The sequence below is a fragment of the Devosia sp. FKR38 genome (genome assembly GCF_005222805.1).
GTDB lineage: Bacteria > Pseudomonadota > Alphaproteobacteria > Rhizobiales > Devosiaceae > Devosia.
In genome coordinates this window covers 2,034,554-2,059,356 of record NZ_STGC01000005.1, presented here as the reverse complement: position 1 = coordinate 2,059,356, position 24,803 = coordinate 2,034,554, and the positions used below count along the sequence as shown (strand labels likewise).

Annotated in this window: 22 protein-coding genes; 13 read left to right on the top strand and 9 right to left on the bottom strand. The window is 63.8% G+C overall.

Annotation, left to right across the window (positions count from 1 at the left end):
• Positions 1 to 54 precede the first annotated feature (54 nt).
• From E8M79_RS14905 to ugpC, 4 genes are all read left to right on the top strand, one after another.
• Complete coding sequence (locus tag E8M79_RS14905) at positions 55 to 1,281, top strand: sugar ABC transporter substrate-binding protein (protein WP_137152649.1); 1,227 nt, start codon at positions 55 to 57, stop codon at positions 1,279 to 1,281.
• A gap of 70 nt (positions 1,282 to 1,351) precedes the next feature.
• The gene (locus E8M79_RS14900; RefSeq protein WP_137152648.1) at positions 1,352 to 2,254 is read left to right on the top strand and encodes a sugar ABC transporter permease; all 903 of its coding nucleotides are present in this window, start codon (positions 1,352 to 1,354) and stop codon (positions 2,252 to 2,254) included.
• Positions 2,251 to 3,078, top strand: a complete 828-nt coding sequence (locus E8M79_RS14895; RefSeq protein ID WP_137152647.1) for a carbohydrate ABC transporter permease — start codon at positions 2,251 to 2,253, stop codon at positions 3,076 to 3,078. The genes E8M79_RS14900 and E8M79_RS14895 overlap by 4 nt, the downstream gene beginning before the upstream one ends.
• On the top strand, positions 3,075 to 4,142 hold the full coding sequence (gene ugpC / locus E8M79_RS14890; RefSeq protein ID WP_137152646.1) for a sn-glycerol-3-phosphate ABC transporter ATP-binding protein UgpC: 1,068 nt from the start codon (positions 3,075 to 3,077) through the stop codon (positions 4,140 to 4,142). The genes E8M79_RS14895 and ugpC overlap by 4 nt, the downstream gene beginning before the upstream one ends.
• Positions 4,143 to 4,204: 62 nt before the next feature.
• On the opposite strand, the gene E8M79_RS14885 is transcribed toward ugpC, so the two are convergent.
• A complete protein-coding gene (locus E8M79_RS14885) occupies positions 4,205 to 4,816 on the bottom strand; it encodes a LysE family translocator (RefSeq protein ID WP_137152645.1) in 612 nt (203 codons plus the stop codon).
• Positions 4,817 to 4,896: 80 nt separating this feature from the next.
• A complete protein-coding gene (locus E8M79_RS14880; RefSeq protein WP_137152644.1) occupies positions 4,897 to 5,838 on the bottom strand; it encodes a nucleoside hydrolase in 942 nt (313 codons plus the stop codon).
• Between the two features lie 142 nt (positions 5,839 to 5,980).
• Here E8M79_RS14880 and E8M79_RS14875 point away from each other — a divergent pair, with 142 nt between their 5' ends.
• The 9 genes from E8M79_RS14875 (at position 5,981) to E8M79_RS14835 (ending at position 21,215) form a co-directional block, all read left to right on the top strand.
• Positions 5,981 to 7,237, top strand: coding sequence for an AI-2E family transporter (locus E8M79_RS14875; protein ID WP_137152643.1), 1,257 nt, complete (start codon positions 5,981 to 5,983; stop codon positions 7,235 to 7,237).
• Between the two features lie 80 nt (positions 7,238 to 7,317).
• On the top strand, positions 7,318 to 9,183 hold the full coding sequence (locus tag E8M79_RS14870) for a monovalent cation:proton antiporter-2 (CPA2) family protein (RefSeq protein ID WP_137152642.1): 1,866 nt from the start codon (positions 7,318 to 7,320) through the stop codon (positions 9,181 to 9,183).
• A 96-nt stretch (positions 9,184 to 9,279) separates the two neighbouring features.
• Positions 9,280 to 11,757, top strand: coding sequence for a glycogen/starch/alpha-glucan phosphorylase (locus E8M79_RS14865; protein ID WP_137152641.1), 2,478 nt, complete (start codon positions 9,280 to 9,282; stop codon positions 11,755 to 11,757).
• Positions 11,758 to 11,857: 100 nt separating this feature from the next.
• Positions 11,858 to 14,053 (top strand): 1,4-alpha-glucan branching protein GlgB, encoded by a 2,196-nt coding sequence (gene glgB, locus E8M79_RS14860; RefSeq protein WP_248305009.1) that lies wholly within the window; start codon positions 11,858 to 11,860, stop codon positions 14,051 to 14,053.
• A 54-nt stretch (positions 14,054 to 14,107) separates the two neighbouring features.
• Complete coding sequence (glgC, locus tag E8M79_RS14855) at positions 14,108 to 15,379, top strand: glucose-1-phosphate adenylyltransferase (RefSeq protein ID WP_137152639.1); 1,272 nt, start codon at positions 14,108 to 14,110, stop codon at positions 15,377 to 15,379.
• Positions 15,379 to 16,839 carry a glycogen synthase GlgA gene (glgA, locus tag E8M79_RS14850; RefSeq protein ID WP_205747952.1) on the top strand — a complete coding sequence of 487 codons (1,461 nt, stop codon included), beginning with the start codon at positions 15,379 to 15,381 and terminating at the stop codon, positions 16,837 to 16,839. The genes glgC and glgA overlap by 1 nt, the downstream gene beginning before the upstream one ends.
• The gene (locus tag E8M79_RS14845) at positions 16,820 to 18,454 is read left to right on the top strand and encodes an alpha-D-glucose phosphate-specific phosphoglucomutase (protein WP_137152637.1); all 1,635 of its coding nucleotides are present in this window, start codon (positions 16,820 to 16,822) and stop codon (positions 18,452 to 18,454) included. Before glgA ends, E8M79_RS14845 begins: the two co-directional genes overlap by 20 nt.
• Before the next feature lie 16 nt (positions 18,455 to 18,470).
• Positions 18,471 to 20,474, top strand: coding sequence for a glycogen debranching protein GlgX (glgX, locus tag E8M79_RS14840; protein ID WP_248305008.1), 2,004 nt, complete (start codon positions 18,471 to 18,473; stop codon positions 20,472 to 20,474).
• Positions 20,475 to 20,477: 3 nt separating this feature from the next.
• Complete coding sequence (locus E8M79_RS14835; protein WP_137152636.1) at positions 20,478 to 21,215, top strand: metallophosphoesterase; 738 nt, start codon at positions 20,478 to 20,480, stop codon at positions 21,213 to 21,215.
• A gap of 21 nt (positions 21,216 to 21,236) precedes the next feature.
• On the opposite strand, the gene ureG is transcribed toward E8M79_RS14835, so the two are convergent.
• The 7 genes from ureG to E8M79_RS14800 are packed head-to-tail and all read right to left on the bottom strand — an operon-like array spanning position 21,237 to position 24,764.
• Positions 21,237 to 21,869, bottom strand: a complete 633-nt coding sequence (gene ureG / locus E8M79_RS14830) for an urease accessory protein UreG (RefSeq protein WP_137152635.1) — start codon at positions 21,867 to 21,869, stop codon at positions 21,237 to 21,239.
• Positions 21,866 to 22,297 carry a DUF3995 domain-containing protein gene (locus tag E8M79_RS14825; RefSeq protein ID WP_137152634.1) on the bottom strand — a complete coding sequence of 144 codons (432 nt, stop codon included), beginning with the start codon at positions 22,295 to 22,297 and terminating at the stop codon, positions 21,866 to 21,868. Before E8M79_RS14825 ends, ureG begins: the two co-directional genes overlap by 4 nt.
• Positions 22,294 to 22,956, bottom strand: a complete 663-nt coding sequence (locus E8M79_RS14820) for an urease accessory UreF family protein (protein ID WP_137152633.1) — start codon at positions 22,954 to 22,956, stop codon at positions 22,294 to 22,296. Before E8M79_RS14820 ends, E8M79_RS14825 begins: the two co-directional genes overlap by 4 nt.
• Positions 22,953 to 23,423, bottom strand: a complete 471-nt coding sequence (locus tag E8M79_RS14815) for an urease accessory protein UreE (RefSeq protein WP_137152632.1) — start codon at positions 23,421 to 23,423, stop codon at positions 22,953 to 22,955. Before E8M79_RS14815 ends, E8M79_RS14820 begins: the two co-directional genes overlap by 4 nt.
• 21 nt (positions 23,424 to 23,444) lie before the next feature.
• On the bottom strand, positions 23,445 to 24,032 hold the full coding sequence (locus tag E8M79_RS14810; protein WP_137152631.1) for a hypothetical protein: 588 nt from the start codon (positions 24,030 to 24,032) through the stop codon (positions 23,445 to 23,447).
• A gap of 5 nt (positions 24,033 to 24,037) precedes the next feature.
• Positions 24,038 to 24,418, bottom strand: a complete 381-nt coding sequence (locus tag E8M79_RS14805; RefSeq protein ID WP_137152630.1) for an MliC family protein — start codon at positions 24,416 to 24,418, stop codon at positions 24,038 to 24,040.
• 49 nt (positions 24,419 to 24,467) lie between these two features.
• A complete protein-coding gene (locus tag E8M79_RS14800; RefSeq protein WP_137152629.1) occupies positions 24,468 to 24,764 on the bottom strand; it encodes a putative quinol monooxygenase in 297 nt (98 codons plus the stop codon).
• Positions 24,765 to 24,803 lie beyond the last annotated feature (39 nt).

Genomic DNA, 24,803 nt, shown 5'->3' with positions numbered 1-24,803 from the left:
AGAGGAAACCCCAGCGGCTTGGATCGCGGCGCTACGCCGCAAAGGGAGGATATAATGCAGTTTACCAAACTCGGTCTATTGGCTGGCCTGGCGCTCGGCGCTTTGGTCGCAGCCACGCCGGCCATGGCTCAGACCGTCGTCAAGGTCTGGTCGATCGACGGCATCGACCGTCCGGGCATCGCGGACACCTTCTCCAAGGAGTTCAACGAGCAGAACACGGACATCCAGATCGAATACCGGGCCATTCCGTTCGATGATCTGGTCAACGAAACCCTGCGTGCCTTTGCCACCGGCAATGCGCCCGACATCGTGTCGTTCGACAATCCCGACTTCGCCCTGTTCTCGTCGCGTGGCGCGATGCTCGACATCACCGACCGCGTCAAGGCGTCGGAGATCATCGGCAAGGCCCAGTATTTCGAAGGCCCGCTGAATTCGGTGAGTTGGGATGGCAAGCTGTTCGGCGTGCCGAAGTACACCGACACCATCGGCGTGTTCTACAACAAGGACATGTTTGCCAAGGCCGGCATCACCGAGCCGCCGCAGACCTGGGCGCAGTTCGCCGAATATGCTGAAAAGCTGACCGACACCGCCAACAAGGTCTATGGCGCCACCTTCTCGGCCAAGGCCGGCGAAGAAGGCACCTTCCAGTTCCTGCCCATCATCCAGGCTTCGGGCGGCGGCTATAAGGAAGTCAACACGGCCGGCGCCGCCGAAGTGCTCGACCTGTGGAAGAAGATGGTCGACAATGGCTGGGCGTCCAAGGACGTGCTGACCATGGGTCAGTGGGATTCGACCGGTACGTTCAACTCCGGCAATGCCGCCATGGCCGTGTCCGGTCCGTGGGAAATCGACCGCATGGTCGAAGACGCCAAGTTCGATTGGGGCGTGACCCTGCTGCCCACCATCACCGAGGGTGGCGAACGCTCCTCGGCTCTGGGCGGTTTCGACTGGGGTATCATGTCGACCACCCAGCATCCGGACGAGGCCTTCAAGGTCCTCGAATATTACGTGAGCCAGGATAACCGCCTGTTCCCCGAGTTCGGCAATCTGCCGGCCCGTGGCGATATCGAGCTGCCGGTCACCGGCGTCGAGAAGAAGGACGCTGCGCTCAAGGTGTTCCAGGAACAGCTCCAGTATGCCCAGCCGCGTGGTCCGCACCCGGAATGGCAGAAGATCTCGAAAGCAATCTACGATGCCATGCAGGCAGCCATGACCGGCCAGATGTCGGCCAAGGACGCGCTTGATCAGGCCCAGGCCACCATCAAGGGCATCGTCGGCTAAGGTCCTCCCTGACCTGGACCGGCCGGAGCAATCTGGCCGGTTCTTTTATTGAATATGTGCGGAGGGGCCCATGGCCAGATTTTTCAACAGCATGCGGGACGGGATCGGCTTCGACCTGATCCTGGTCGGCGCCGCCATGGTCTTCCTGCTGGCGCTGGCCGGACTGCCACTGGTCTATAACATCCTGATGAGCTTTCAGCAGGTGGACATGTTCACGCTCGGTGACCTGTTCCGGCCGCTGGCGGGCCTCACCAATTATGTGGCTGTGGTCAACGCGCCAGAGTTCTGGCTGGTGACCAAGAACACGCTGATCTTTGTGTTTACTTCAATGGCCGGCCAATTCGTGCTCGGCTTTTCACTGGCGCTGTTCTTCGCGCAGAACTTCCCTGGAGCGGCAACGATCCGCGGGCTGTTCCTGGTGTCCTGGGTTATGCCGGGCCTGGTGGTCGGCGCGATCTGGAGCTGGATCCTGGCCGGCGACTTTGGCGTGCTCAACACGATCCTGAAGGCGATGGGGATCATTGAGGCGCCGATCTTTTGGAAATCGGACCCGAATTTTTCCATCTGGGCCGTGGTGATCGCCAATATCTGGCTGGGCCTGGCCTTCAACATGCTGCTGCTCTCTGTGGGGCTGGCGGCCATTCCGCGCGACCTCTACGAGGCCGCCGAACTGGACGGCGCCAATGCCTTCCAGCGCTTCTGGACCATCACGCTGCCCATGATGCGCTCGACCATCGGCGCAGTGCTGTCGCTGGGCCTGATCGGCACGCTGCAGCAGTTCGACCTGTTCCCGGCGCTGACCGAGGGCGGACCGGCCAACACGTCCAACGTGGCCGGCTACTGGGCCTGGCAGATGAGCTTCAAGCTCTATGACTTTGCCAAGGGGGCGACCATTTCGGTGATGATGTTCGTGCTGGTGCTGATTGCATCGGTTGTCTATGTCCGCTCGACCCGCCATGAGGTGCGCGGATGACCCGGCCCTATGTTCCCTGGTTCCTGCTGGCCATCGCGTTGACGCTGGCGGCAGTCTATCTGTTCCCGCTGTACTGGATGTATGTGACGAGCCTGAAGTCAGGTTCGGAGATCTTCGCCAATCCACCGACCTTCTGGCCGGTGGAGCCGGACCTGAGCATCTATCCGTCGGTGTGGTTCCGCCGCACCATGCAGACCTTCATGTGGAACTCGGTGCTGATCGCCTCGGGCGTCACCGCCATCACGGTGCTGCTGGGCACGGGCTGCGCCTATGTGCTGGCCCGCTATCGCAGCGGCTGGATCGACTTTGGCCTGTTCATGATCCTGATGCTGCAGGTGCTGCCCGCATCGGTGATGATCACGCCGCTGTTCGTGGGCTTCAACCAGCTGGGCCTGCTCAACTATCCGCGGACAGCCGTTGTGCTGGCGGCGGCGGCCAAAGCCATGCCGTTCTTTGTGGTTCTGGTGCGGGCCACTTTCATGAGTGTGCCGCGCGAACTGGAAGAAGCCGCCCTGGTGGATGGCAATTCCCGCATCGGCGCCTTCTTCAACATCGTGCTGCCGCTGGCCCGCAACGGCATCCTGGTCTGCGCGATCCTGACTTTCATGAGTTCATTCGGCGAATATATCTACTCCAAGTCGATCATCCAGAACGGCGCGATGCAGCCGGCCAGCGTGGGCCTCTCCGGCTTCCTGGGCCCCAATTCGAGCGACTGGAATTCCATCATGGCCTATTCGGCGATCTATGTGACCCCGATCCTGGCTGTCTTCGTCCTTCTGCAGCGCCGTATCGTTTCCGGCCTTACTTCGGGAGCCCTCAAATGAGTGCCCAGATAGAACTGAGCAATATCGACAAGCACTATGGTGCCTTCCACGCCCTCAAGGACGTGAGCCTGAGCATCGAGAAGGGAAGCTTCGTGGCGCTGGTGGGGCCGTCGGGCTGTGGCAAGTCCACGCTGCTGCGGTCCATCGCCGGGCTCGAGACTATCACCTCGGGCACGCTCAAGATCGCCGGGCAGACCATGAATGGCGTGCCGCCACGCAAGCGCGACGTGGCCATGGTGTTCCAGAGCTATGCGCTCTATCCGCATATGACGGTGGAGGAAAACCTCACCTATTCGCTGCGGCTGCATGGCGTGGGCAAGGCGGAAGCCAAGGTGAAGGCGGCCGAAGTCGCGGCGACGACGGGGCTGTCGGCTCTGCTCAAGCGCTACCCGCGCGAGCTCTCGGGCGGGCAGCGGCAGCGCGTGGCCATGGGCCGTGCCATTATCCGCAACCCCAAGGCCTTCCTGTTCGACGAACCGCTGTCGAACCTGGATGCGGCGCTGCGCGTGCATATGCGCAAGGAAATCCGCGCGCTGCATGACCGGCTGGGCGCGACCTCGGTCTATGTGACGCACGACCAGATCGAGGCCATGACCATGGCCGACCATGTGGTGGTGATGCGCGATGGCGTGATCGAGCAGCAGGGCTCGCCGCTTGAGCTCTATGACCGGCCCGTGAGCAAGTTCGTGGCGGGCTTTATCGGTTCGCCGGCGATGAACTTCGTGCCGGGCACGATCGGTCCGGACGGCATGACCGTGGCGCTCGAGATCGCCCAGAGCCTGTCGCTGCCGCTGGCCAGGCACCAGGAGCCGGGCCGCAAGGTGCTGGTGGGCCTGCGCCCAGAGCATCTGGTGATCGGCGAGCCGGAACAGGCAACGCTGCGCCTGCCGGTAGCGGTGGTGGAATCAACGGGGTCGATGACCTTTGTCACCACCAGCACAGAGCCGGAGATGACGGTGGTGGAGACGCGGCGCACCACGGTGCGGCCGGGCGACACCATCGGGGTGAGCATTGCGCCAAACCAGGTGCATCTGTTCGATCCGGCGACCGAGAAGGCTATCTAGGCGATCGATAGCAAGACGACCCAGGCCCGGTGCAGCATGCTGCGCCGGGCTTTTTGCCGGGCTCAGTGCTGGAACAGCACCAGGCCGGCGGCGGTGGCCATCATGGCGCCGGCGGTCTTGTTGAGGCGGCCGAGGGCCTTTTCGCTGCGGAACATCTCGCGCGCCGCCGAGGCCAGCCAGGCATAGCCGCAGCCGATGATGAGCAGCACGGTGACCACGATAATGGTCAGCTCGGTGAAGGCGACGGCATTCATCTGGTCGAGCGGAATGACGGTGGGCAGGATGGCGAGGTAGAAGACGATGGTCTTGGGATTGCCCAGGGTCAGCGAAAAGCCGGCGAGGAAGGTCTTGAAGGCGTCTTCGTTTCTGGGCTTCATCTGTTCGGCGCCGGGGCGGGCCGTCCAGAACCTGTAGGCGATATAAAGCAGATAGGCCGCACCGGCCCAGCGGACCACGACAAAGACCGCGCCAAACCAGGTGGCGATGGCGGCAAGGCCGAAGACGGCAAAGACGAAATAGACAAGATCGCCGGCCAGAATGCCCAGCACCATGGGGAAGGCGCCCTTGAAGCCGCCGCCCAGAGCGCGGGCCACCACTGCCGCGACGCCGGGGCCCGGCACCAGAACGGCAATGGCATAGGCAATGGTGAAAGTGGTGAGGGTGATCGGGTCCATGGTGTCCGCCTGAAGAAGGTGGCGGACACTACGCCGGACACGGAAAGAGGGCAATTGCCCGCGCGCGGCGGGCAATCGGATCAGGGCAGGCGGGCGAGCCGCTCGGTGAGCAGCTTGAAGAAGCCGTCGGCATTGCCATTGCGCAGATAGGTGGCGTTGCGGACGCGGCCGGTGACATGCCAATAGTCCACCACGGTCATGCCGATGGTCAGCTCGCTCGCCGTCTCGATGACCACGTTGCAGTGGCGACCCTCGAAGAGCTCGGGCTGCAGCAAGTAGGCGATGACGGTGGGATCATGCAGCGGGGCGCCGGACCAGCCATACTTGGCCAGATCGAAGGTCTCCGAGAACGTCAGCATGTCATAGACGGCCTTGCCCGACTTGTTGCCCAGGCCACGGATGGCGGCGAGGCGTTCGGGCGTCGACTGGATCTGGTGCGTGACATCGAGCGGCAGGATGGTGATCGGCACACCGCTGCGCATGACCACGTCGGCCGCCTCGGGATCAACATAGATGTTGAATTCGGCCGCTGGGGTGATGTTGCCGACCTCGAAATAGGCGCCGCCCATCATGACGATCTCGGCGATGCGCTCGGCAATGGCGGGCTGCTTGACCAGGGCCATGCCGATATTGGTCAGCGGACCCAGGGTGCACAGGGTAATGGTGCCCGGTTCAGCCGCCATGATGGTATCGATGATATAGTCGACGCCATGCTGGGGCTGGAGGGCGATGGAGGGCTCGGGCAGGTCGGGGCCGTCAAGGCCGGTGGGACCATGCACATGTTCGGCAGTGACCAGATGGCGGCGCATGGGACGCGAGCAGCCGGCATAGACCGGAATGTCCGGCCGACCGGCCAGTTCAACCACCTTGCGGGCATTGGTGGCATTGTGCTCGAGGCCGACATTGCCGGCGACGGCCACAATGCCCAGGACCTCGAGTTCTGCGGGGGAGGCCAGCGCCAGCAGAATGGCGACGGCGTCGTCCTGCCCGGGATCGGTATCGATAATAATCTTGCGTGCCATAGGTGACTCGGCTGGGTGTTGATCTTGGCGCGACACTATCGAAAGGCTTTGATACGGTCGACACGCAACGGCGATTTCGCAGTGAGACATTTGGGCGCCGCAATCGTTTGCGATAGGGGCCCAATCGACAACAGGAACCGCAATGGCCCGTACTCCCCCTGCGCCGAACCCCAAGGATATGAGCGAGAGCCAGTTCGAGCGGATCACCGCGACGGCGGCCCGCATGGCGACGGTGCTGGTGGGCTTTCTGGCTTTGCTGGTGGCACTCAAGGTGGGCGAGGTTTTCCTGGCCCCCATTACGCTGGCCATTGTGGTGGGCCTGATGTTCGGGCCGGTCGCTGATCGCGTGGAGCGCTTCGGCGTGCCGCCGGCGCTGTCGGCCGGCGTGGTAGTGCTGATGCTGCTGTGCCTGATCGGGGGCGGCATGGCGCTGTTTGCCGTGCCGCTGTCGGAATGGGTGGCACGGGCGCCGCTGATCTGGGACAAGCTGCAGCAGCAACTGATCAATCTGCAGGGCTCGATCGAGGCGCTGGGCGCCTTCCAGGAGCAGATCGCCTCGATCTTTGCCAATAGCAATGCCATGGCTGTGACGGTTGAAGACGGCGGGCAGGTGATGGGCGTAGCGATGATCGCGCCGGCCATCCTGGCGCAGATGCTGATCTTCCTGGCGAGCCTTTATTTCTATGTCGCCACGCGCGAGCATATTCGCATCTCGGTGCTGTCGCTGTGCGTGAGCCGACGGGTGCGCTGGCGCACGGCGCATGTATTCCGCGATGTGGAGAATCGGGTCAGCCGTTTTCTGCTGTCGATTTCGCTGATCAATCTGTGCGTGGGCGCAGCGGTGTCGCTGGTGATGTGGATCATCGGCATGCCGACGCCCCTGCTGTGGGGCGCCATGGCGGCTGTGCTCAACTATATCCCCTATGTCGGCCAGGGCGTGATGCTGCTGGTGCTGCTGTCGGTGGGGCTGGGCACGCAGACGGGGCTGGAGAGCATCCTGCTGCCGGCAGGGTGCTACCTGGCCATCAATTTCATCGAAGGCCAGGTGCTGACGCCACATCTGATCGGGCGGACAATGACGCTCAACCCCTTCGTCATCTTCCTGTCCATCACCTATTGGCTGTGGGCCTGGGGGCCGGTGGGCGGGCTGGTGGCGGTGCCGACGCTACTGGTCGTGACCTCTATCCTCGAACATCTGCTGCCCAGAAAGCCGCTGGTGCCCAACAAGCCCGTGCGGCGTACGGCGCGCATGACGGCGCGCGAGGAATTGCTGGCCAATGCCGCTCAGGCCATTCGCGAGCAGTCCGAGGAGGCCGGGACGGACAACGGCAAGCGCAAGGACGAACGCTTCGAGCCGCCCGAGGGCACGGCGCCGAGCGGGGTGGAGACCTCGCGGTAGGGCTCCCATGCCGGCGCCCGGCTTGACGAGGCGCGCCGCTTTCGCGGACAGTCCTGGCGGATTCGAACCGGGGGCTGTTTGTGGCAGGTGATGTAGTCGGACACGCAGCAGAGGCAGCTGCGCATGGCGTTGACCTGATCCCGGTGGTGGCGCTGCTGGGCGCCGCGGTGATCGGCGTGCCGCTGTTCAAGCGGCTGGGCCTGGGCTCGGTGCTGGGCTATCTCGCCGCCGGGCTGTTGCTGGGGCCCTCGGGCATCGGGCTGATCAATGACCCGGAATCAGTGCTGACCACGGCCGAGCTGGGCGTGGTGATGTTCCTGTTCATCATCGGGCTCGAAATGGAGCCATCGCGCCTGTGGGCGCTGCGCAAGCAGATCTTCGGGCTGGGCGTGCTGCAGGTCGCCGTATGCGGCCTGCTGCTGACCGGGGTGGGCGTGCTGCTGGGCTTTGCGCCGGCGGTGGCCTTCATCTTCGGCATGGGCTTTGTGCTGACCTCGACGGCTATCGTCATGCAGATCCTGGGTGAACGGGGCGAGCTGAGCAGCGAGAGCGGCCAGCGCATCGTCTCGATCCTGCTGCTGGAGGATCTCGCCATCGTGCCGCTTCTGGCCGTGGTTGCCTTTCTCGCGCCTTCAACGGGCGGCGAGGTGGCGCTGACGACGCGGCTGGTCGGCATTGCGCTGCCCATCGGGGTGGTGGCGCTGCTGATATTCCTCGGCCAGCGCATCATGAACCCGTTCTTTGCCGTTTTGGCTTCGGCCAAGCTGCGCGAGGTGATGACCGCAGCAGCGCTGCTGGTGGTGCTGGGGGCGGCGCTGCTGTTCCATGCGGTGGGCCTGTCGATGGCCATGGGCGCGTTCCTGGCCGGCGTGCTGCTGTCGACCTCGACCTTCCGGCATCAGCTGGAAGCCGATGTGGAGCCGTTCCGCGGCATCCTCTTGGGGCTGTTCTTCCTCGCCGTGGGCATGTCGCTCAACCTGGACACGGTGTTGGGCAGCTGGCAGATCATCGCGCTGAGCGTGGTGGCCTATATGGCGGTCAAGGCCTTGGCGATCTATGCGATTGCCCGGGCGCTGCGCGCGAGCCATGCCGAGGCGCTGGAGCGGGCGGTGCTGATGGGGCAGGGCGGCGAATTCGCCTTCGTGCTCTATACCACTGCGGCCGCGGCCGGGATTATCGACGGACCGACCAATGCGGTGTTCACTGCCACGGTGATCGTCTCGATGGTGCTAACGCCGTTCCTGCTGATCGGGATGCGGCGCCTGATGCCCCAGGCTGAACAGTCCATGGATGGCATCGAGACGGTCACGGGGTTGCATGAGCGCATCCTGGTGATCGGCTTCGGGCGGTTCGGGCAGATCGCAACGCAGACCCTCTTGGGCCAGGGACACCGGCTGTCGATCATCGACAATGACACCGACATGATCCGGGCGGCGGCCCAGTTCGGCTTCAAGGTCTATTATGGCGATGGCACCCGGCTGGACATCCTGCATGCGGCAGGTGCTGGCAATGTCGACCTGGTGCTGATCTGCGTCAACGACAAGGCCGCCGCCACCATGATCGCCGAGCTGTTCCGCGACGAGTTCCCGCTGGTCAAGGTCATGGCGCGCGCCTTTGACCGCGTGCATGCCATCGAGCTGATCAAGGTCGGGGTGGACTATCAGCTGCGCGAGATGTTCGAATCTGCGCTGACCTTCGGTGCACAGGCCATCCGCGAGCTTGGCGCCAGCGAGGACGAGGTGGCCCAGACCATCGAGGGCGTGCGCGACCGCGATGCGCAGCGCTTCAAGATGCAGCTGATGGATGACGTGAGCGCAGTGGATGCGGCGCGCAACCTGCTGCTCAAGAACGCCGCCGAGCAGGCGCGCGAGGGCGGCGTCGATATTGCTGAAGAGGCCGTCGAGGAGGAAGTGGCCAAGAGTACGCAGTCGGCACCGCCGGCCTAGGATCGGGCATGCGCAAGAGGGCTTTCCCCTGCCGAAATTAAGTGCAAGACTGCATTATCTGAGGGGATAACATCGTCATGAAATCTGGATTGCGAAATGCCGCAAAAGCCGATCGTTTACGACGCCCCTACGCCGGAACCGCGCGCCACCTCAGTTGAAGCCATTCAGTCTGAAATCCTTGAAAGGCTGATCTATTCGGTCGGCAAGGATCCCATTGTCGCACGGCCGCACGACTGGCTGGCGGCAACGATCATGGCGGTGCGCGACCGCGTGATGGACCGCTGGATGGAGTCCTCGCGCGAGACGTGGCGGACATCGAACAAGCGGGTCTATTACCTGAGCCTCGAGTTCCTGATCGGCCGGCTCATGCGCGACGCCATGAGCAATGTCGGGCTGATCGAACCGGTGCGCGACGCGCTCAAGAATCTCAATGTCGACCTGGGCGATCTGATCAACCTGGAGCCCGATGCGGCGCTGGGCAATGGCGGCCTCGGGCGTCTGGCGGCGTGCTTTCTGGAATCGATGTCCTCGATCAAGATCCCGGCCTATGGCTATGGCATCCGCTATGTGCATGGCCTGTTCCGCCAGGAAATGAGCGAAGGCTGGCAGGTTGAACTGCCCGAAGACTGGCTGGCGCATGGCAATCCCTGGGAGTTCGAGCGCCGCGAGAGTGCGTACGAAGTCGGCTTCGGCGGGCATGTCGAGCCGGTGACCGATCCCGATGGCACGGTGCGGCAGGAGTGGCGTCCCAATGACCATCTGCTGGCCGTGGCCTATGACACCCCGATCGTGGGCTGGCGCGGCGCGCGGGTGAACACGCTGCGGCTGTGGAGCGCGCAGCCGATCGACCCGATCCTGCTCGACAAGTTCAATGCCGGTGACCATATCGGCGCGCTGCAGGAAAGCGCGCGGGCCGAGGCGATCACGCGCGTGCTCTATCCGGCCGATTCGACGGCTGCGGGGCAGGAGCTGCGGCTGCGTCAGGAGTTCTTCTTCTCCTCCGCTTCACTGCAGGACATCGTGCGGCGTCATCTGCAGCAGTATGGCGATCTGGGCTCGCTGCCCGACAAGGTGGCCATCCAGCTCAATGATACGCATCCGGCTATTTCGATTGCCGAGTTGATGCGCATCCTGGTCGATATCAACGGGATGAAATGGGCCCAGGCCTGGAAGCTGTGCCGTGGCACCTTCGGCTATACCAACCACACGCTGCTGCCCGAGGCGCTGGAAAGCTGGCCGGTGGCCCTGCTGGAGCGGCTGCTGCCGCGCCATATGCAGATCATCTACCAGATCAACGCCGATGTGCTGACCGATGCGCGGCAGCGGGCCAAGTTCAACGATGCCCAGATCGCCAATGTGTCGCTGATCGACGAGGCCGGCGGCCGCCGCGTGCGCATGGGCCAGCTGGCCTTTGTGGGCTCGCACTCGATCAATGGCGTTTCGGCGCTGCATACCGAGCTGATGAAGCAGACGGTGTTCTCGGACCTGCACAAGCTCTATCCGGACCGCATCAACAACAAGACCAATGGCATTACGCCACGGCGCTGGCTGATGCAGTGCAATCCGGGCCTGACCAAGCTGATCACTGACCGCATCGGTCCAGACTTTCTCGACAATATCGACCTGCTGCAGGGGCTCAATGCCCATGCCGAGGACCCGACATTCCAGGGGCAGTTTGCTGAGGTGAAGCTGGAGAACAAGCGCCGGCTGGCCAAGCTGATCAAGGACCGGCTCAATATCGTGGTGTCGCCCGATGCGCTGTTCGACGTGCAGATCAAGCGCATCCACGAATACAAGCGGCAGCTGCTCAACGTCATCCAGGCGGTGGCGCTGTATGACGAGATCCGCGCGCATCCCGAGCGCGACTGGGTGCCGCGCGTCAAGATTTTCGCCGGCAAGGCAGCGCCGGGCTATTGGAACGCCAAGCTGATCATCAAGCTGATCAATGACGTGGCCAAGGTGATCAACAATGATCCGGCGGTGCGCGGCCTGCTCAAGGTGGTGTTCCTGCCCAATTACAATGTGAGCCTGGCCGAAGTGATCGTGCCTGCGGCCGATCTGAGCGAACAGATCTCGACGGCGGGCATGGAAGCCTCAGGCACGGGCAACATGAAGTTCATGGCCAATGGCGCCATCACCATTGGCACCATGGATGGCGCCAATGTGGAAATGCACAAGGAAGTGGGTGCGGACAATATCGTCATCTTCGGATTGAGCACCGAAGAGGTCGGCGAGAAGCGCAGTAGCGGCGACAAGCCGGCTGCAACCATTGCGGCTTCGCCCCGGCTGAACGAGGCGCTGGAGTCGATCGCCAGCGGCGTGTTCTCGCCCGATGACCCGGGCCGCTATCGCGACCTGATCGGCGGCCTGCGCGAGCACGACTGGTTCATGGTGGCGCGCGACTTCGACGCCTATGCAGCAGCGCAGGCCCAGGTGGACGAGATCTGGCTGGACAAGGCCCGCTGGAACGCCATGGCCATCCGTAACACTGCGCGCGTGGGCTTCTTCTCGTCCGACCGGACGATCGCCCAGTATGCCCAGGACATCTGGGGAGTCACGGTGCCAACCACATGAGTGGCCATGGCGGGGCCAAGCTGACAGCAATAGTCAGACCCGCCGGGCCTTTGGATTTTCGACGGGACGGCGCAACGCAATGCGCCCGGGGAGAGCAGGCGTGAACAAAGAAGTCTGGCAGGCCGATTCGCAGGACGTTGAGGCGGTCGTCGAAGGCCGGCACGCCAATCCGTTCGCCTTTCTGGGACTGCAGCAGGTTGGCGAGCACTGGGTGCTGCGGGCGTTCATTCCGCATGCCGAGCTGGTGACCGCCTATACGCTGGACGGCGCCGAGCTGGGCCACCTGATTCCGCGGCATGCCGCCGGGTTCTTTGAAGGCAAGGTGAGCATTTCGGCACGGCAGCCGATCCGCTATCGCGCCAAGAATGCCGGCGGGGAATGGGATGTCTATGACCCCTATTCCTTCGGGCCTGTGTTGGGGCCGATGGACGACTATTACATCGGCGAGGGCAGCCATCTCCGGCTGTTCGACAAGCTGGGCGCCCATGAAATGGAATTCGAGGGCATCCATGGCACCCATTTTGCCGTCTGGGCCCCCAATGCCAAGCGCGTAAGCGTGGTCGGCCCTTTCAACGAGTGGGACGGGCGGCGCCATCCGATGCGCAACCGCTTCGAGAACGGCATCTGGGAAGTGTTCATCCCGGTGCTGGGCACGGGGACGCTCTACAAGTTCGAGATTGTTGGCGCTGACGGGGTGACGCAGCCACTCAAGGCGGACCCCTTTGCCCGCCAGTCGGAAATGCGGCCCAAGACGGCATCGGTGGTGCCGGACCCGACGGCGTTCACCTGGACGGACAGCCGTTATATCGAAGAGCGCGCCAGCCACGACTGGCGGCGGACGCCGATGTCGATCTATGAGGTTCACCTGGGCAGCTGGCGCAAGCGGCCCGATGGCGGCTTCATGAGCTATGACCAGCTCGCCGAGCAGCTGGTGCCCTATGCGGCCGACATGGGCTACACCCATATCGAGCTGTTGCCGATTACCGAGCATCCCTATGATCCGAGCTGGGGCTACCAGCCGACGGGCATGTATTCCCCCACGGCGCGCTTTGGCGATCCCGCCGGCTTTGCCCGCTTCGTCAACGCGGCGCATGAGGCCGGGCTGGGGGTGATCCTGGACTGGGTGCCGGCGCATTTCCCCACCGATGCGCATGGGCTGGCGCATTTCGACGGCACGGCGCTCTACGAACATGCCGATCCGCGCCAGGGGTTCCATCCGGACTGGAACACGGCGATCTATAATTTCGGCCGCCGCGAAGTGGTGAGCTTCCTGGTCAACAATGCGCTCTATTGGCTGGAGAAGTTCCACATCGACGGGCTGCGCGTGGATGCCGTGGCGTCCATGCTGTACCTCGATTACTCGCGCCAGAGCGGGCAGTGGGTGCCCAACAAATTCGGCGGCAACGAGAACCTGGAGGCCGTCGACTTCCTCAAGCGGGTCAATACCGAGACCTATCGGCTGCATCCGGGCACGTTCATGATCGCCGAGGAAAGCACCTCCTGGCCGGGGGTCAGCAAGCCGGTCGACGTGGGCGGGCTGGGGTTCGGGTTCAAGTGGAACATGGGCTTCATGAACGACACGCTGCGCTTCATGAGCCGCGAGCCGGTGCATCGCAAGTTCCACCACAACGACATGACCTTCGGGTCGGTCTATGCCTTCAGCGAGAATTTCGTGCTGCCGCTCAGCCACGACGAAGTGGTGCATGGCAAGGGCTCGATGCTTGAAAAGATGCCGGGCGACGACTGGCAGAAGTTCGCCAATCTGCGGGCCTATTACGCCTTCATGTGGGGCCACCCGGGCAAGAAGCTGCTGTTCATGGGCCAGGAATTCGCCCAGCGCGAGGAATGGGCCGATGGACGGGCGCTGGACTGGCATCTGCTCGACGCGGGCATGCACGAGGGCGTGCGGCGGCTGATCGCCGACCTCAATCTGGCCTATCGCGAGCTGCCGGCGCTGCATGAGCGCGATTGTGAGCCGGACGGCTTTGAGTGGGTGATCGGCAATGACCACGGCAATTCGGTGTTTGCCTGGCTGCGCAAGGCGCCGGGCCATGCGCCGATCCTGGTGGTGAGCAATTTCACACCGGTGCCACGGTCTGGCTACAAGATACCCATGCCGCTGGCCGGAAAATGGGTCGAACGTATCAATACTGACGCCGAATGGTATGCCGGGTCCAACACCGGCAACCAGGGTGCGGTAACCGCCTATGCCGTTGAGGGACGGCATTGGCCGGCGGAGGCGGAACTCTATCTGCCGCCGCTGTCGACATTGTTTCTCAAGTTCGAACCGGCGTGAACCGACGGGTCAGGATACGTCCCGGGAACCGGGCACTAGTGGAGGGTTAGAAGAATGGCAGACTACAGAGTACCATCACCGCTGGCCCGCGAGGCCATGGCTTATGTGCTGGCCGGGGGGCGCGGTACGCGACTGATGGAGCTGACGGACCGGCGCGCCAAGCCGGCCGTGTATTTCGGCGGCAAGTCGCGCATCATCGACTTCGCGCTGAGCAATGCCATCAATTCGGGCATTCGCCGCATTTCGGTGGCGACGCAGTATCAGGCGCACAGCCTGATCCGGCATCTGTCGCGCGGCTGGAACTTCCTGCGGCCGGAGCGCAATGAGAGCTTTGACGTGCTGCCGGCCAGCCAGCGGGTGCGCGAAGACATGTGGTATGCCGGCACGGCGGACGCTGTGTACCAGAACATGGACATCATCGAGGATTCGGGCGCGCGCTATATCGTGATCCTGGCGGGCGACCATATCTACAAGATGGACTATGAAATCATGCTGCGCCAGCATGTGGACACCGGGGCCGATGTGACCATCGGCTGCCTGGAAGTGCCGCGCATGGAAGCCACCGGCTTTGGCGTGATGCATGTGGACGGGCGCGACCGCGTGGTCAATTTCGTCGAGAAGCCCAAGGATCCGCCGGGCATGCCCGACAAGCCGGACATGGCGCTGGCCTCGATGGGCATCTATGTGTTCGAGACGCGCTTTTTGATGGAACAGCTGCGTCGCGACGCCGCCACCGAAGGCTCCAGCCGCGACTTCGGCAAGGACATCATTCCCTATATCGTCAAGAACGGCACGGCCTGGGCGCATCGCTTCCCGCGCTCCTGCGTGCGCTCGAGCAATGAAGAGGTCAGCTACTGGCGCGACGTCGGCACGATCGACGCCTATTGGAAGGCCTCGATCGACCTGACCGACATCAAGCCGCAGCTCGATCTTTATGACCGCGACTGGCCGATCTGGACCTATGCGGAAATCACCCCGCCTGCCAAGTTCGTGCATGATTTCGACGGTCGGCGCGGCTCGGCGGTCAATTCGCTGGTCTCGGGCGACTGTATCGTCTCGGGCGGGCATCTGCAGAAGACGCTGCTGTCCACGGGTTCACGCGTGCATTCCTATTCGGTGCTCAACGAGGCGGTGGTGCTGCCCTATTGCGATATCGGGCGCAATGCGCGGCTGACCAAGGTGGTGATCGACCGCGGCGTCAACATCCCCGAGGGGCTGGTGGTGGGCGAGGACCCCGAGTTCGACGCCAAGTGGTTCCGCCGCAGCGATGAGGGCGTCACCCTGGTGACGCAGGCGATGGTCAACAAATATCTGGCGGGACGATGATCGAAGTTCTCTCGGTCGCATCCGAGGTCTATCCACTGATCAAAACCGGGGGGCTCGCCGATGTGGCGGGCGCCCTGCCTGGGGCATTGGCGAGCCATGGCGTGACCATGCGCACGCTGGTGCCCGGCTATCCTTCGGTGATGGCCAAGCTCAGCGGCGGCCGCGTGGTCAAGGAGCTGGACGATCTGTTCGGCGTGCCGGCCAAGCTGATCGCGGCGCGTGTGGAGGGGCTTGATGTCATCGTCATCGAGGCCCCGGCGCTCTATGACCGCCCGGGCAATCCCTATGTCAGCCCCGATGGCTGGGACTGGCCAGACAATTGGAAGCGCTTTGCGGCGCTCGGCTGGGTGGCAGCGGAGCTGGCGCTCGGCATGGTCTATGGCTACCACCCGCAGGTGATCCACTGCCACGACTGGCAGGCGGGGCTGGCGCCGGCTTATCTGAAGTTCGGTCCGCCCAATACGGTCAAGACCGTGATGACCATCCACAACATGGCGTTCAAAGGCTTTTTCAACGCCGAGGTGTTTGGCCAGCTGCGGCTGCCGCCGGCGGCGTTCGGCGTGGGCGGGGTGGAGTATTACGGCGGCGTGTCGTTCCTCAAGGCCGGCATGGAATGCGCGGATTATGTGACGACCGTCAGCCCCAATTATGCCGACGAAATCCGCACGCCGCAGTTTGGCATGGGGCTCGAAGGCCTGCTCAATGGCCGTGCCGATACGGTGAGCGGCGTGCTCAACGGCATTGATACCGATGCCTGGGACCCGACGATCGACAAGGCGCTGGTGCAGAATTTCTCGGCCAATACGATCAATCTGCGTCAGACCAACAAGCAGGCGCTGGTGGAGAAATTTGGCCTCGATGGCGCCGATGGCCCGCTGTTCTGCGTGATCAGCCGGCTGACCGACCAGAAGGGCATGGACCTGTTGCTGCAGGTGATCCCGGGTCTGGTGGACCTGGGCGGGCGGCTGGCCGTGCTGGGGTCGGGCGAGGCCTATCTCGAGGATGGTTTCCGCCACCAGGCGATGCTGCATCCCGGCAAGGTCAGCATGGCCAGCGGCTACAATGAGGCACTCTCGCATCTGATGCAGGGCGGGTGTGACGCGATCCTGATCCCGTCGCGCTTTGAGCCCTGCGGGCTGACCCAGCTCTATGGACTGCGCTATGGCTGCGTGCCGGTGGTGAGCCGCATCGGCGGGCTGGCCGATACGGTGATCGATGCCAATCCGGCGGCGCTGGCGGCCGAGGTGGCCACGGGGATCGTGTTCGACCCCAATAGCGCGCAGGCGCTTTATGAAGCCATCCGCAAGACCGTGCGGCTCTACAATGACGACAAGGTCTGGAAGAAAATCCAGCGGCGGGGAATGAAGTCGGACGTGTCCTGGGAAACCAGTGCGGCGCGTTATGCCGACCTCTACGCCAAAATCAGCGGGCTCGACAGCAATGACAATCCAGACAATTAAGACCACTCCCTATGCTGACCAGAAGCCGGGCACCTCGGGCCTGCGCAAGCGCGTGAGCGTCTATCAGCAGCCGAACTATGTCGAAAACTATGTGCAGGCGATCTTTGACAGCCTGGACGGTTTCGCCGGCCAGACGCTGGTGATCGGCGGCGACGGGCGCTTCTACAATGATGTGGCGATCCAGAAGGCGATCCGCCTGGCGGCGGCCAATGGCTTTGGCCGGGTGCTGGTGGGGCAGAACGGGCTGCTGTCGACGCCGGCGGCCAGCCATGTGATCCGCCACTACAAGGCCTATGGCGGGCTGGTGCTGTCGGCGAGCCACAATCCGGGCGGTCCGGATGGCGATTTCGGCATCAAATACAATGTGGGCAATGGCGGGCCGGCGCCCGAGAAGATCACCGACGCGGTCTATGCCCGCACCAAGGTGATCGATAGCTACAAGACGATCGACGCGCCCGATGTGGCGCTCGATCGTATCGGCACGCAAAAGTCTGGCGACATGGTGGTCGAGGTGATCGACCCGGTGGCCGACTATGCGGCGCTGATGGAAAGCCTGTTCGACTTCCCGGCGATCCGGGGCCTGTTCGCCTCGGGCTTCACCATGATGTTCGACGCCATGCATGCCATCACCGGCCCATATGCCCATGCGATCCTGGAAGGCATGCTGGGGGCGCCCAAGGGCACGGTGCGCAATGGCGTGCCGCTGCCCGATTTCGGCGCGGGGCATCCCGATCCAAACTTGGTCTATTGCAAGGACATGTTCGACCTGCTGATGACACCCGAGGGACCCGATTTCGGCGCCGCCTCGGATGGCGATGGCGACCGCAATCTGATCATCGGCAAGAACCGCTTCGTGACGCCGTCGGATTCGCTGGCCCTGCTGGCGGCCAATGCGCATCTGGCGCCGGCCTATAAGCGCGGCATTGCCGGCATTGCCCGCTCGATGCCGACCAGCGCCGCGGCCGACCGCGTGGCGGAAAAGCTCGGCATCGAGATGCACGAGACGCCCACGGGCTGGAAGTTCTTCGGCAATCTGCTTGACGCGGGCCGGGTGACGATCTGCGGCGAGGAGAGCGCCGGCACGGGTTCGAACCATGTGCGGGAAAAGGATGGCCTCTGGGCCGTGCTGCTGTGGCTCAATATCCTGGCTGTGCGCAAGCAGGGCGTGGACGCCATCGTGCGCGAGCATTGGGCCACCTATGGCCGCAACTATTATACGCGCCACGACTATGAAGAGGTCGATGCTGCTATCGCCGGCAAGCTGGTGGATGACCTGCGGGCACAACTGCCGTCGCTGCCGGGCAAGAGCTTCGGCGAGGATTTGCAGGTCGCCTATGCCGACGATTTCACCTATCATGACCCGGTGGACGGTTCGACCAGCGCCAAGCAGGGTGTGCGGATCGGCTTCACGGACGGGTCGCGCATCGTGCTGCGCCTGTCGGGCACGGGGACAGTGGGGGCGACGCTGCGCCTTTATCTGGAACGCTATGAGGCAGCGGACGGTCGCCACGACCTGGATACCCAGGTTGCCCTCGAACCCCTGATTGCGCTTTCGGAGACCTTGGCCGGGATCCAGCAGCGCACCGGACGCAGCGAACCTTCTGTCATCACCTGAGAATTTTGGATACTCTATGAAACCCATGCTGGTCCCCAATGGGGGCAGTATCGAGCACCTTGGCGCCACTCTGACCGAAGAGGGCGTCAATTTCGCGGTCTATTCCGAAAGCGCGAGCGCGATCTGGGTCTCCATCTTTGACGAGCAGGACCAGGAGACCGACCGGTTCGAACTGGATGTGCACCAGGACAATATCCGGGCCGGACTGGTTGCCGGCCTGGGCGCCGGCACGCGCTATGGCCTGCGCGCCGACGGCGAATACAATCCCGACCAGGGGCTGTTCTTCGACCCGATGAAATTGCTGGTCGACCCCTATGCCAAGCGGCTCGACCGGGTGTTCGTGCGTTCGCCCCGGCTGCGGCTGGATCGCAGCGAGGCGGTGGACACCGCGCCGCTGATCCCCAAGGCCATTGTCGGGGACATGGGCAATGAGGACCTGTTGCCGCGCAAGAAGGCGCCCGGCCTGTTCTATGAAATGAATGTGCGCGGCTACACCATGCGCCATCCCAGCGTGCAGGGGCCGCTGCGGGGCACCATCGCCGGGCTGACGACGCAGCGGGTGATCGACCATCTGAAATATATCGGCGTAGATACGCTGCAGCTGATGCCGACGGCGGCCTGGATCGATGAGGGCCATCTGCCGGTGCTGGGGCTGACCAATGCCTGGGGCTATAATCCGGTGGCCTATTCGGCGATCGATCCGCGGCTGGCGCCGCGCGGGCCGCAGGAACTGCGGAACATGACCGATCTGTACCGCAAGAACGGCATCTCGGTGATCCTGGACGTGGTCTATAACCACACCGGGGAGAGCGACGCCAATGGGCCGATGCTCAGCCTGATGGGGCTGGACGCCAAGACCTATTACCGCTTCGTGGAAGTGGACGGCAAACAGCACCTGGTCAATGACACGGGCACGGGCAATACGCTGCGCTGTGACCATCCGGCGACGCAGCGGCTGGTGATCGACAGCCTGCGCTACTGGGTGCAGGAAATGGGCGTCTCCGGCTTCCGCTTCGACCTGGCGACCGTGCTGGGGCGCGATCCCGGGTTCAACCCCAATGCGGTGATGCTCGAAAAGATCAAGGCCGATCCGATCCTGAGCCAATGCATCCTGGTGGCCGAGCCCTGGGATCCGGGTCCGGGCGGCTATGCGCTGGGCCAGTTCGGCAAGGAATTCAAGGAACACAACGACACCTATCGCGACGAAATCCGCGAGTTCTGGCGCGGCGAGGACGGCAAGATCGGCGCGCTGGCGGGCAAGGTGGCCGGCTCGGCAGAAATCTTCGACTTCGCCGGGCGCAAGCCCAGCCATGGCGTCAACATGCTGGCGGTGCACGACGGCTTCACCCTGCGCGACCTGGTCAGCTACAGCGACAAGCATAATGAGGCCAATGGCGAGAACAATCGCGACGGCCATAATCACAATGCGTCGTGGAACTGCGGCGTCGAAGGCGAGACGGACGACCAAGCCATCAATGCCGCCCGCAAGCGCGACGTGCGGGCCATGCTGGCGACGCTGTTCCTGTCGCGCGGCGTACCGCTGCTGCAGCAGGGTGACGAGCTCTATCGCACCCAGCAGGGCAACAACAATGCCTATGCTCAGGACAATGAGATCACCTGGCTCGACTGGGAAAACGCCGATGGAGCGCTGGTGGATTTCGTGGCCGCGCTCAGCAAGTTCCGCAAGGCGCATTCGGCGCTGACGCATGATCATTTCCTGACCGGGCTCGACCGCAACGGCGTGCGCGACGTGGTGTGGCTGCACCCCGAGGGGCATGAGATGCGCGAAGACGACTGGCGCGCCTCGGGCGCCTCGGTGCTGGGCATGCATCTGCGCAACAAGGACGATGATGTGTTGGTGTGGTTCAACCGGCGCAACGAACCGGTGGTTGCGCATCTGCCGCAGGGCGACTGGGCGGTGGCGCTGGTGTCTGACCATCTGTCCCAGGTGCCAATCGCGGCAGGTACGGCGACGCTGACGCCGCGCTCGGTGGTGGCCCTGGTGCGACCGGCGGTTTAAGCGATGATCATTGCCCAGCTCAGCGATATCCATGCCGATGGCAGCAAAGAGCGCCTGGATCGGCTCGACGACGTGCTGGCCTGGCTTCGACCGATGCGACCGGACGCCATCATCGTCAGCGGTGACCTGGCCGAGGAGGACTTCGGCGAGAGCTATCGGGCCATCCTGAAACGGTTGCGGGACATGGACACACTGTTCCGCGTCGTGCCGGGCAATGTGGACGACCATGAGCGGCTAGCGGACGTGTTCGGCCCCGACATGGGCTGGACGGCGACGCGGCCGCTGCACAGCATGGGCGTGGTCGGCGGGGCACTCAAGCTGATCGGGCTCGATGTCACCTTGGCCGGCCATCACCATGGCGATGCGACGCCGGCGCTGGATTGGCTGGCGGCGGAGCTGGAGCGGGATGGGCTACCCGTGCTGGTGTTTCAGCATCAGCACCCGTTTCTGTGCGGCATCGACGGCAAGGACCAGAACCGCTGCCGCGGCGCCGAGGGGTTGGGCCGTGTGCTGGCCGGGGCCGGCGGGCGCGTGCTGGGCATCACCTGCGGGCATGTGCACCGGCCGATGTTCGCCCGGCTGGGCAACATACCGGCCAGCATGGCGCCGTCGGTGACACGGGCCAACCGGCTGTCGCTTGATGGCAAAGCATCCGACATTGTCGATCCGCCGGGACTGTTGCTGCACCATGTGCAGAATGGCCGGCTGGTGAGCCATGTGGTGATGGTGGGCAAGCGCTAGAGGCCGCCCACCCACAAGCGCTTATTCGGCCGCCTGGGCACTCGAGAGGCCGCCGGCCTTTTCGATGAAGGCGATGATCTGGTCCAGGCTCTCGCGGCGCAGCAGATCGGTGAAGACATAGGGCCGCCCGTCGCGCACCTTCTGGGTGTCGCTTTCCATCACCTCGAGGCTGGCACCGACATATTGGGCCAGGTCGGTATGGGTGATGACCAGCAGGTCCGAGCGGGAAATGGCCGGGCCGCCCTTGCGGGGGATTTTTTCGCCCTGGGCGACCGAGATGACATAGATGGTGATGTCAGCCAGATCGGGCGAGAAGGTTGCTGCCAGATTGTCGCCGCCGCTCTCGATCAGGATGATGTCGAGATCGGGGAACTTGCGGTTCAGATCATCAATGGCCGCCAGGTTGAGCGAGGCATCCTCTCGGATGGCGGTATGCGGGCAGCCGCCGGTTTCGACGCCCACAATGCGATCCTCGGAAATGGCCTGCACGCGGGCCAGGATCAGCGCGTCCTCGCGGGTGTAGATGTCATTGGTGACCACGGCCATGGAATAGCGGTCGCGCATGGCCTTGAGCAGCATTTCGCACAGCGTGGTCTTGCCCGAGCCGACGGGGCCGCCGATGCCGATGCGCAGGGGACCGTTCACAGATTTCATAGCAACCTCATGATGACGAGAGCGGCAAAGCCGGCGCCGAGCAGCAGGCAGAGCGGGGAATAGACGCGGCGGTCGTTGAGCCGGAAATTGGGTTCGGGCGTGCGGGCGGCCCAGCCGGGCGTGTAGCCGATGATGCCGCGGGCGAGGAACACCAGTGCCAGCAGCACGCCCACAACGTCGAGCGGAATGCCGCCGCTGTCATGGTCGGCCAAGGCCAGGGCGAGCACCCCCGCCATGCCCAGCGCCAGGCCAACGCCGAAGCTGGCGATGCGGGGCGGCATATGTTCGATGCCGGCCGTGCCAACGACCGTCTGGGCCAGGAGCTTTTCATTGCGGATCGGCCAGGTGCGCCCGATCGACCAGAGCAGATGGGCGATGGAGGCTGCCAATAGGGCAACAAACATGAAGGCGGCGATCGGCATGCTCATGAGCGGAAGATTCTCGTGGTCAGGGTCTCGTGCGACATTTGCGCAATATCGGCGGCATAGGCAACAGCGCCAATGTCGTCGCGGGTGGCGGTGCGACACTGTTGCGCCAGATCGGCGATGCGGGGCTCCAGCGCGGCCATGATAGCGAGGCCATCGGTCTGGCCGATGGGCACCAGGCGCACCGCCACCGAGACCTGAGCATGCACAGTGGCGGTGAGGAAGGCGAGCAGCGTGGCATCGAGCGCCATGGCGTGGCCGGCGGCGATGGCGCCCACGGCGATGGGATAGGGGCAGGGGTGGGGCAGGTTGGCACTGACCGGGGTGGGCCAGGCCTGGGCGGCGCTGATGAAGGCGGCGCCGGTGATGGTGGTTTCCTCATGCCGCTCGCGGGCGGGCGTCAGGGCAAGGCAGAGATCGGCCAGCGCTTGCAGCTCGGCAGGGTCCTGCGCGGCGGCGTGGGCCTGGGCGAGGAGGATCGCGTCGGTGCGCAGGCTGCCATGGGCGAGGACGCCCTCGACCCATTGGCTTGTGCTGGCACGGTCATGCACTGCGCGGCTGGCGATGGCGGCCTCAAGCCCGGCCGACCAGGCGAAGGCGCCCACCGGAAAGGCGGGGGACAGCCAGGTCAGGAGGCGTTGCAGATCGGACTGGGTGGTCATCGGGCGAGCAGGGCGTGCCCCTGGTCGCCATGGCTATGATAGGCGCCGTGTTCGGCATTGAAGGGCTCGGACACATTGACCACGGCAGCGCCCAGGCCTTCCAGCATGGTCTTGAGCACATGGTCGCGCTTGATCAGGATGCGCTCGGCCTCCAGCTGCGCGGAGGTGTGGCGATTGCCGATATGCCAGGCCAGGCGCACCAGATGCTCGGGCGTGCTGGCGCGCACTTCATAGAGCAGTTCCTCGGCGGCGATGACTTCCACGAGGCGCCCATCTTCGAGCTGGAGCGCGCTGCGGTCGGCCAGGGTCACGGTCTGGGGGAAATCGACCATGACCTCGTCACCATGCTGCAGCACGAGCAGCTTGCGGCGCAGGCGACGGGCGTCGTGTTCGAGCACGATCACATCAAAAGGGGTGCCCTGGCCATGGTCGGGCGGCAGGACGGCGGTAACGCGAAGGGTAGGCATGAAGACCTTTCGAGGAGCGGTTCAGCTGACGCTATAGAAAAATGTGGTGATCCAATAGGCTTGGTAGACCAGATGCAGCAGCACCAGTGCCAGATGGACGCGTCGATCGCCGGAGGCAATGGCAATGCCGCACAGGATCAGGCCGAGCGGAATCTGGATGGCATAGGCGGCGCCGAAGCGATCCCAGTATTGGGCGCCCTTGATGAGCGTATCGACGGAGTCAAAGAAGAAGGTTGCCGCGAACAGGCCGAAGAACCAGCGGCGGCGCTTGATGAAGAAATCCTCGTAGCCGTCATATTCGGCGATGCTGTCGGCCGAGAGCAGGGCAGCGAGAAGGAACAGGGTCACCGCATAGGCGACCAGAAACAGGATGATGCCAAAGGTCCAGTGTTCGAGCTTGTAGAGCGCAAACTCCCACCACCAGAACAGAATCAGCTCGACCAGGATCGAGAAGACCCAGAGCAGGTGGATCAGCGATGGCCGGGCGCGATTGGGGTGCTGGATCAGGCCAGCGACGGTCATCAGCAGGCGGGTGATGGCCAGACCGATGACCGTGCCCATGACGATGCGGACATGGGGGAAAAGTTCGACCGGACTATGTGGATCCATCGCGCCTAGGGGGTGTTGTTGATCTCGGTGCAGGTAAGCACGGGTTCGGCATTGTCGCCAAGGGTGGCATCAAACAGGTTGGCGTCGGCACTCTTGGTCCACCAGATCCATTTGCCGGCGGCATAGCGGGCGCCAGAGCCTGACTGGACCGAGGCAAAGACCAGGGGCCCAGTTTCTTCGGGGGCAGCGAGAATGGCCAGGAAATTGGGGGCCGCGTTAACATAGGTCACGGCGAGCGGAGACTCGGTACCACAGTCATATTGGGTGATCTGCTGCTCAAACGCGCCCGATGGCGTTGTGAGCGTGATGGTGACTGCAGTGTCCACGGCCATAGCCGGGAAGGCGATCAGCAGGGCGGTGGCGGTGATGGCGACTCTTGCAAACATTGTGGGCTCCCTTGGCCAGGACAGGAGGCACGCTAGCAGACAAGGATGATCACACAATGTCCAGTTTGGCGCCGTCGATCACCTCGATGCGCGACGACAGGACATAAGGCGCCACGGCGGCAGAGAACCCCAGCACGGCGGCGCCAAGCCGATGCTGTTCGAAGCTGGGTCGATTGTCCCACTGCTCAAGGGCGACCAGGCGATCGGGGTCGGTGACGCTGGCGTGCAGATCGTAGAGGCGGCAGCCCGATTCGCGCCGTGTGGTGTCGATAAGGGCATAGGCGGCAGCAACGAAGGCCTCGATGGTGCCGGGGCGGATGCGGAAGGTTTCGGCAACGTAGATCAAACCAGGCCCTCAAATAGCGCGGCCGCGCGCTGCGGTGTC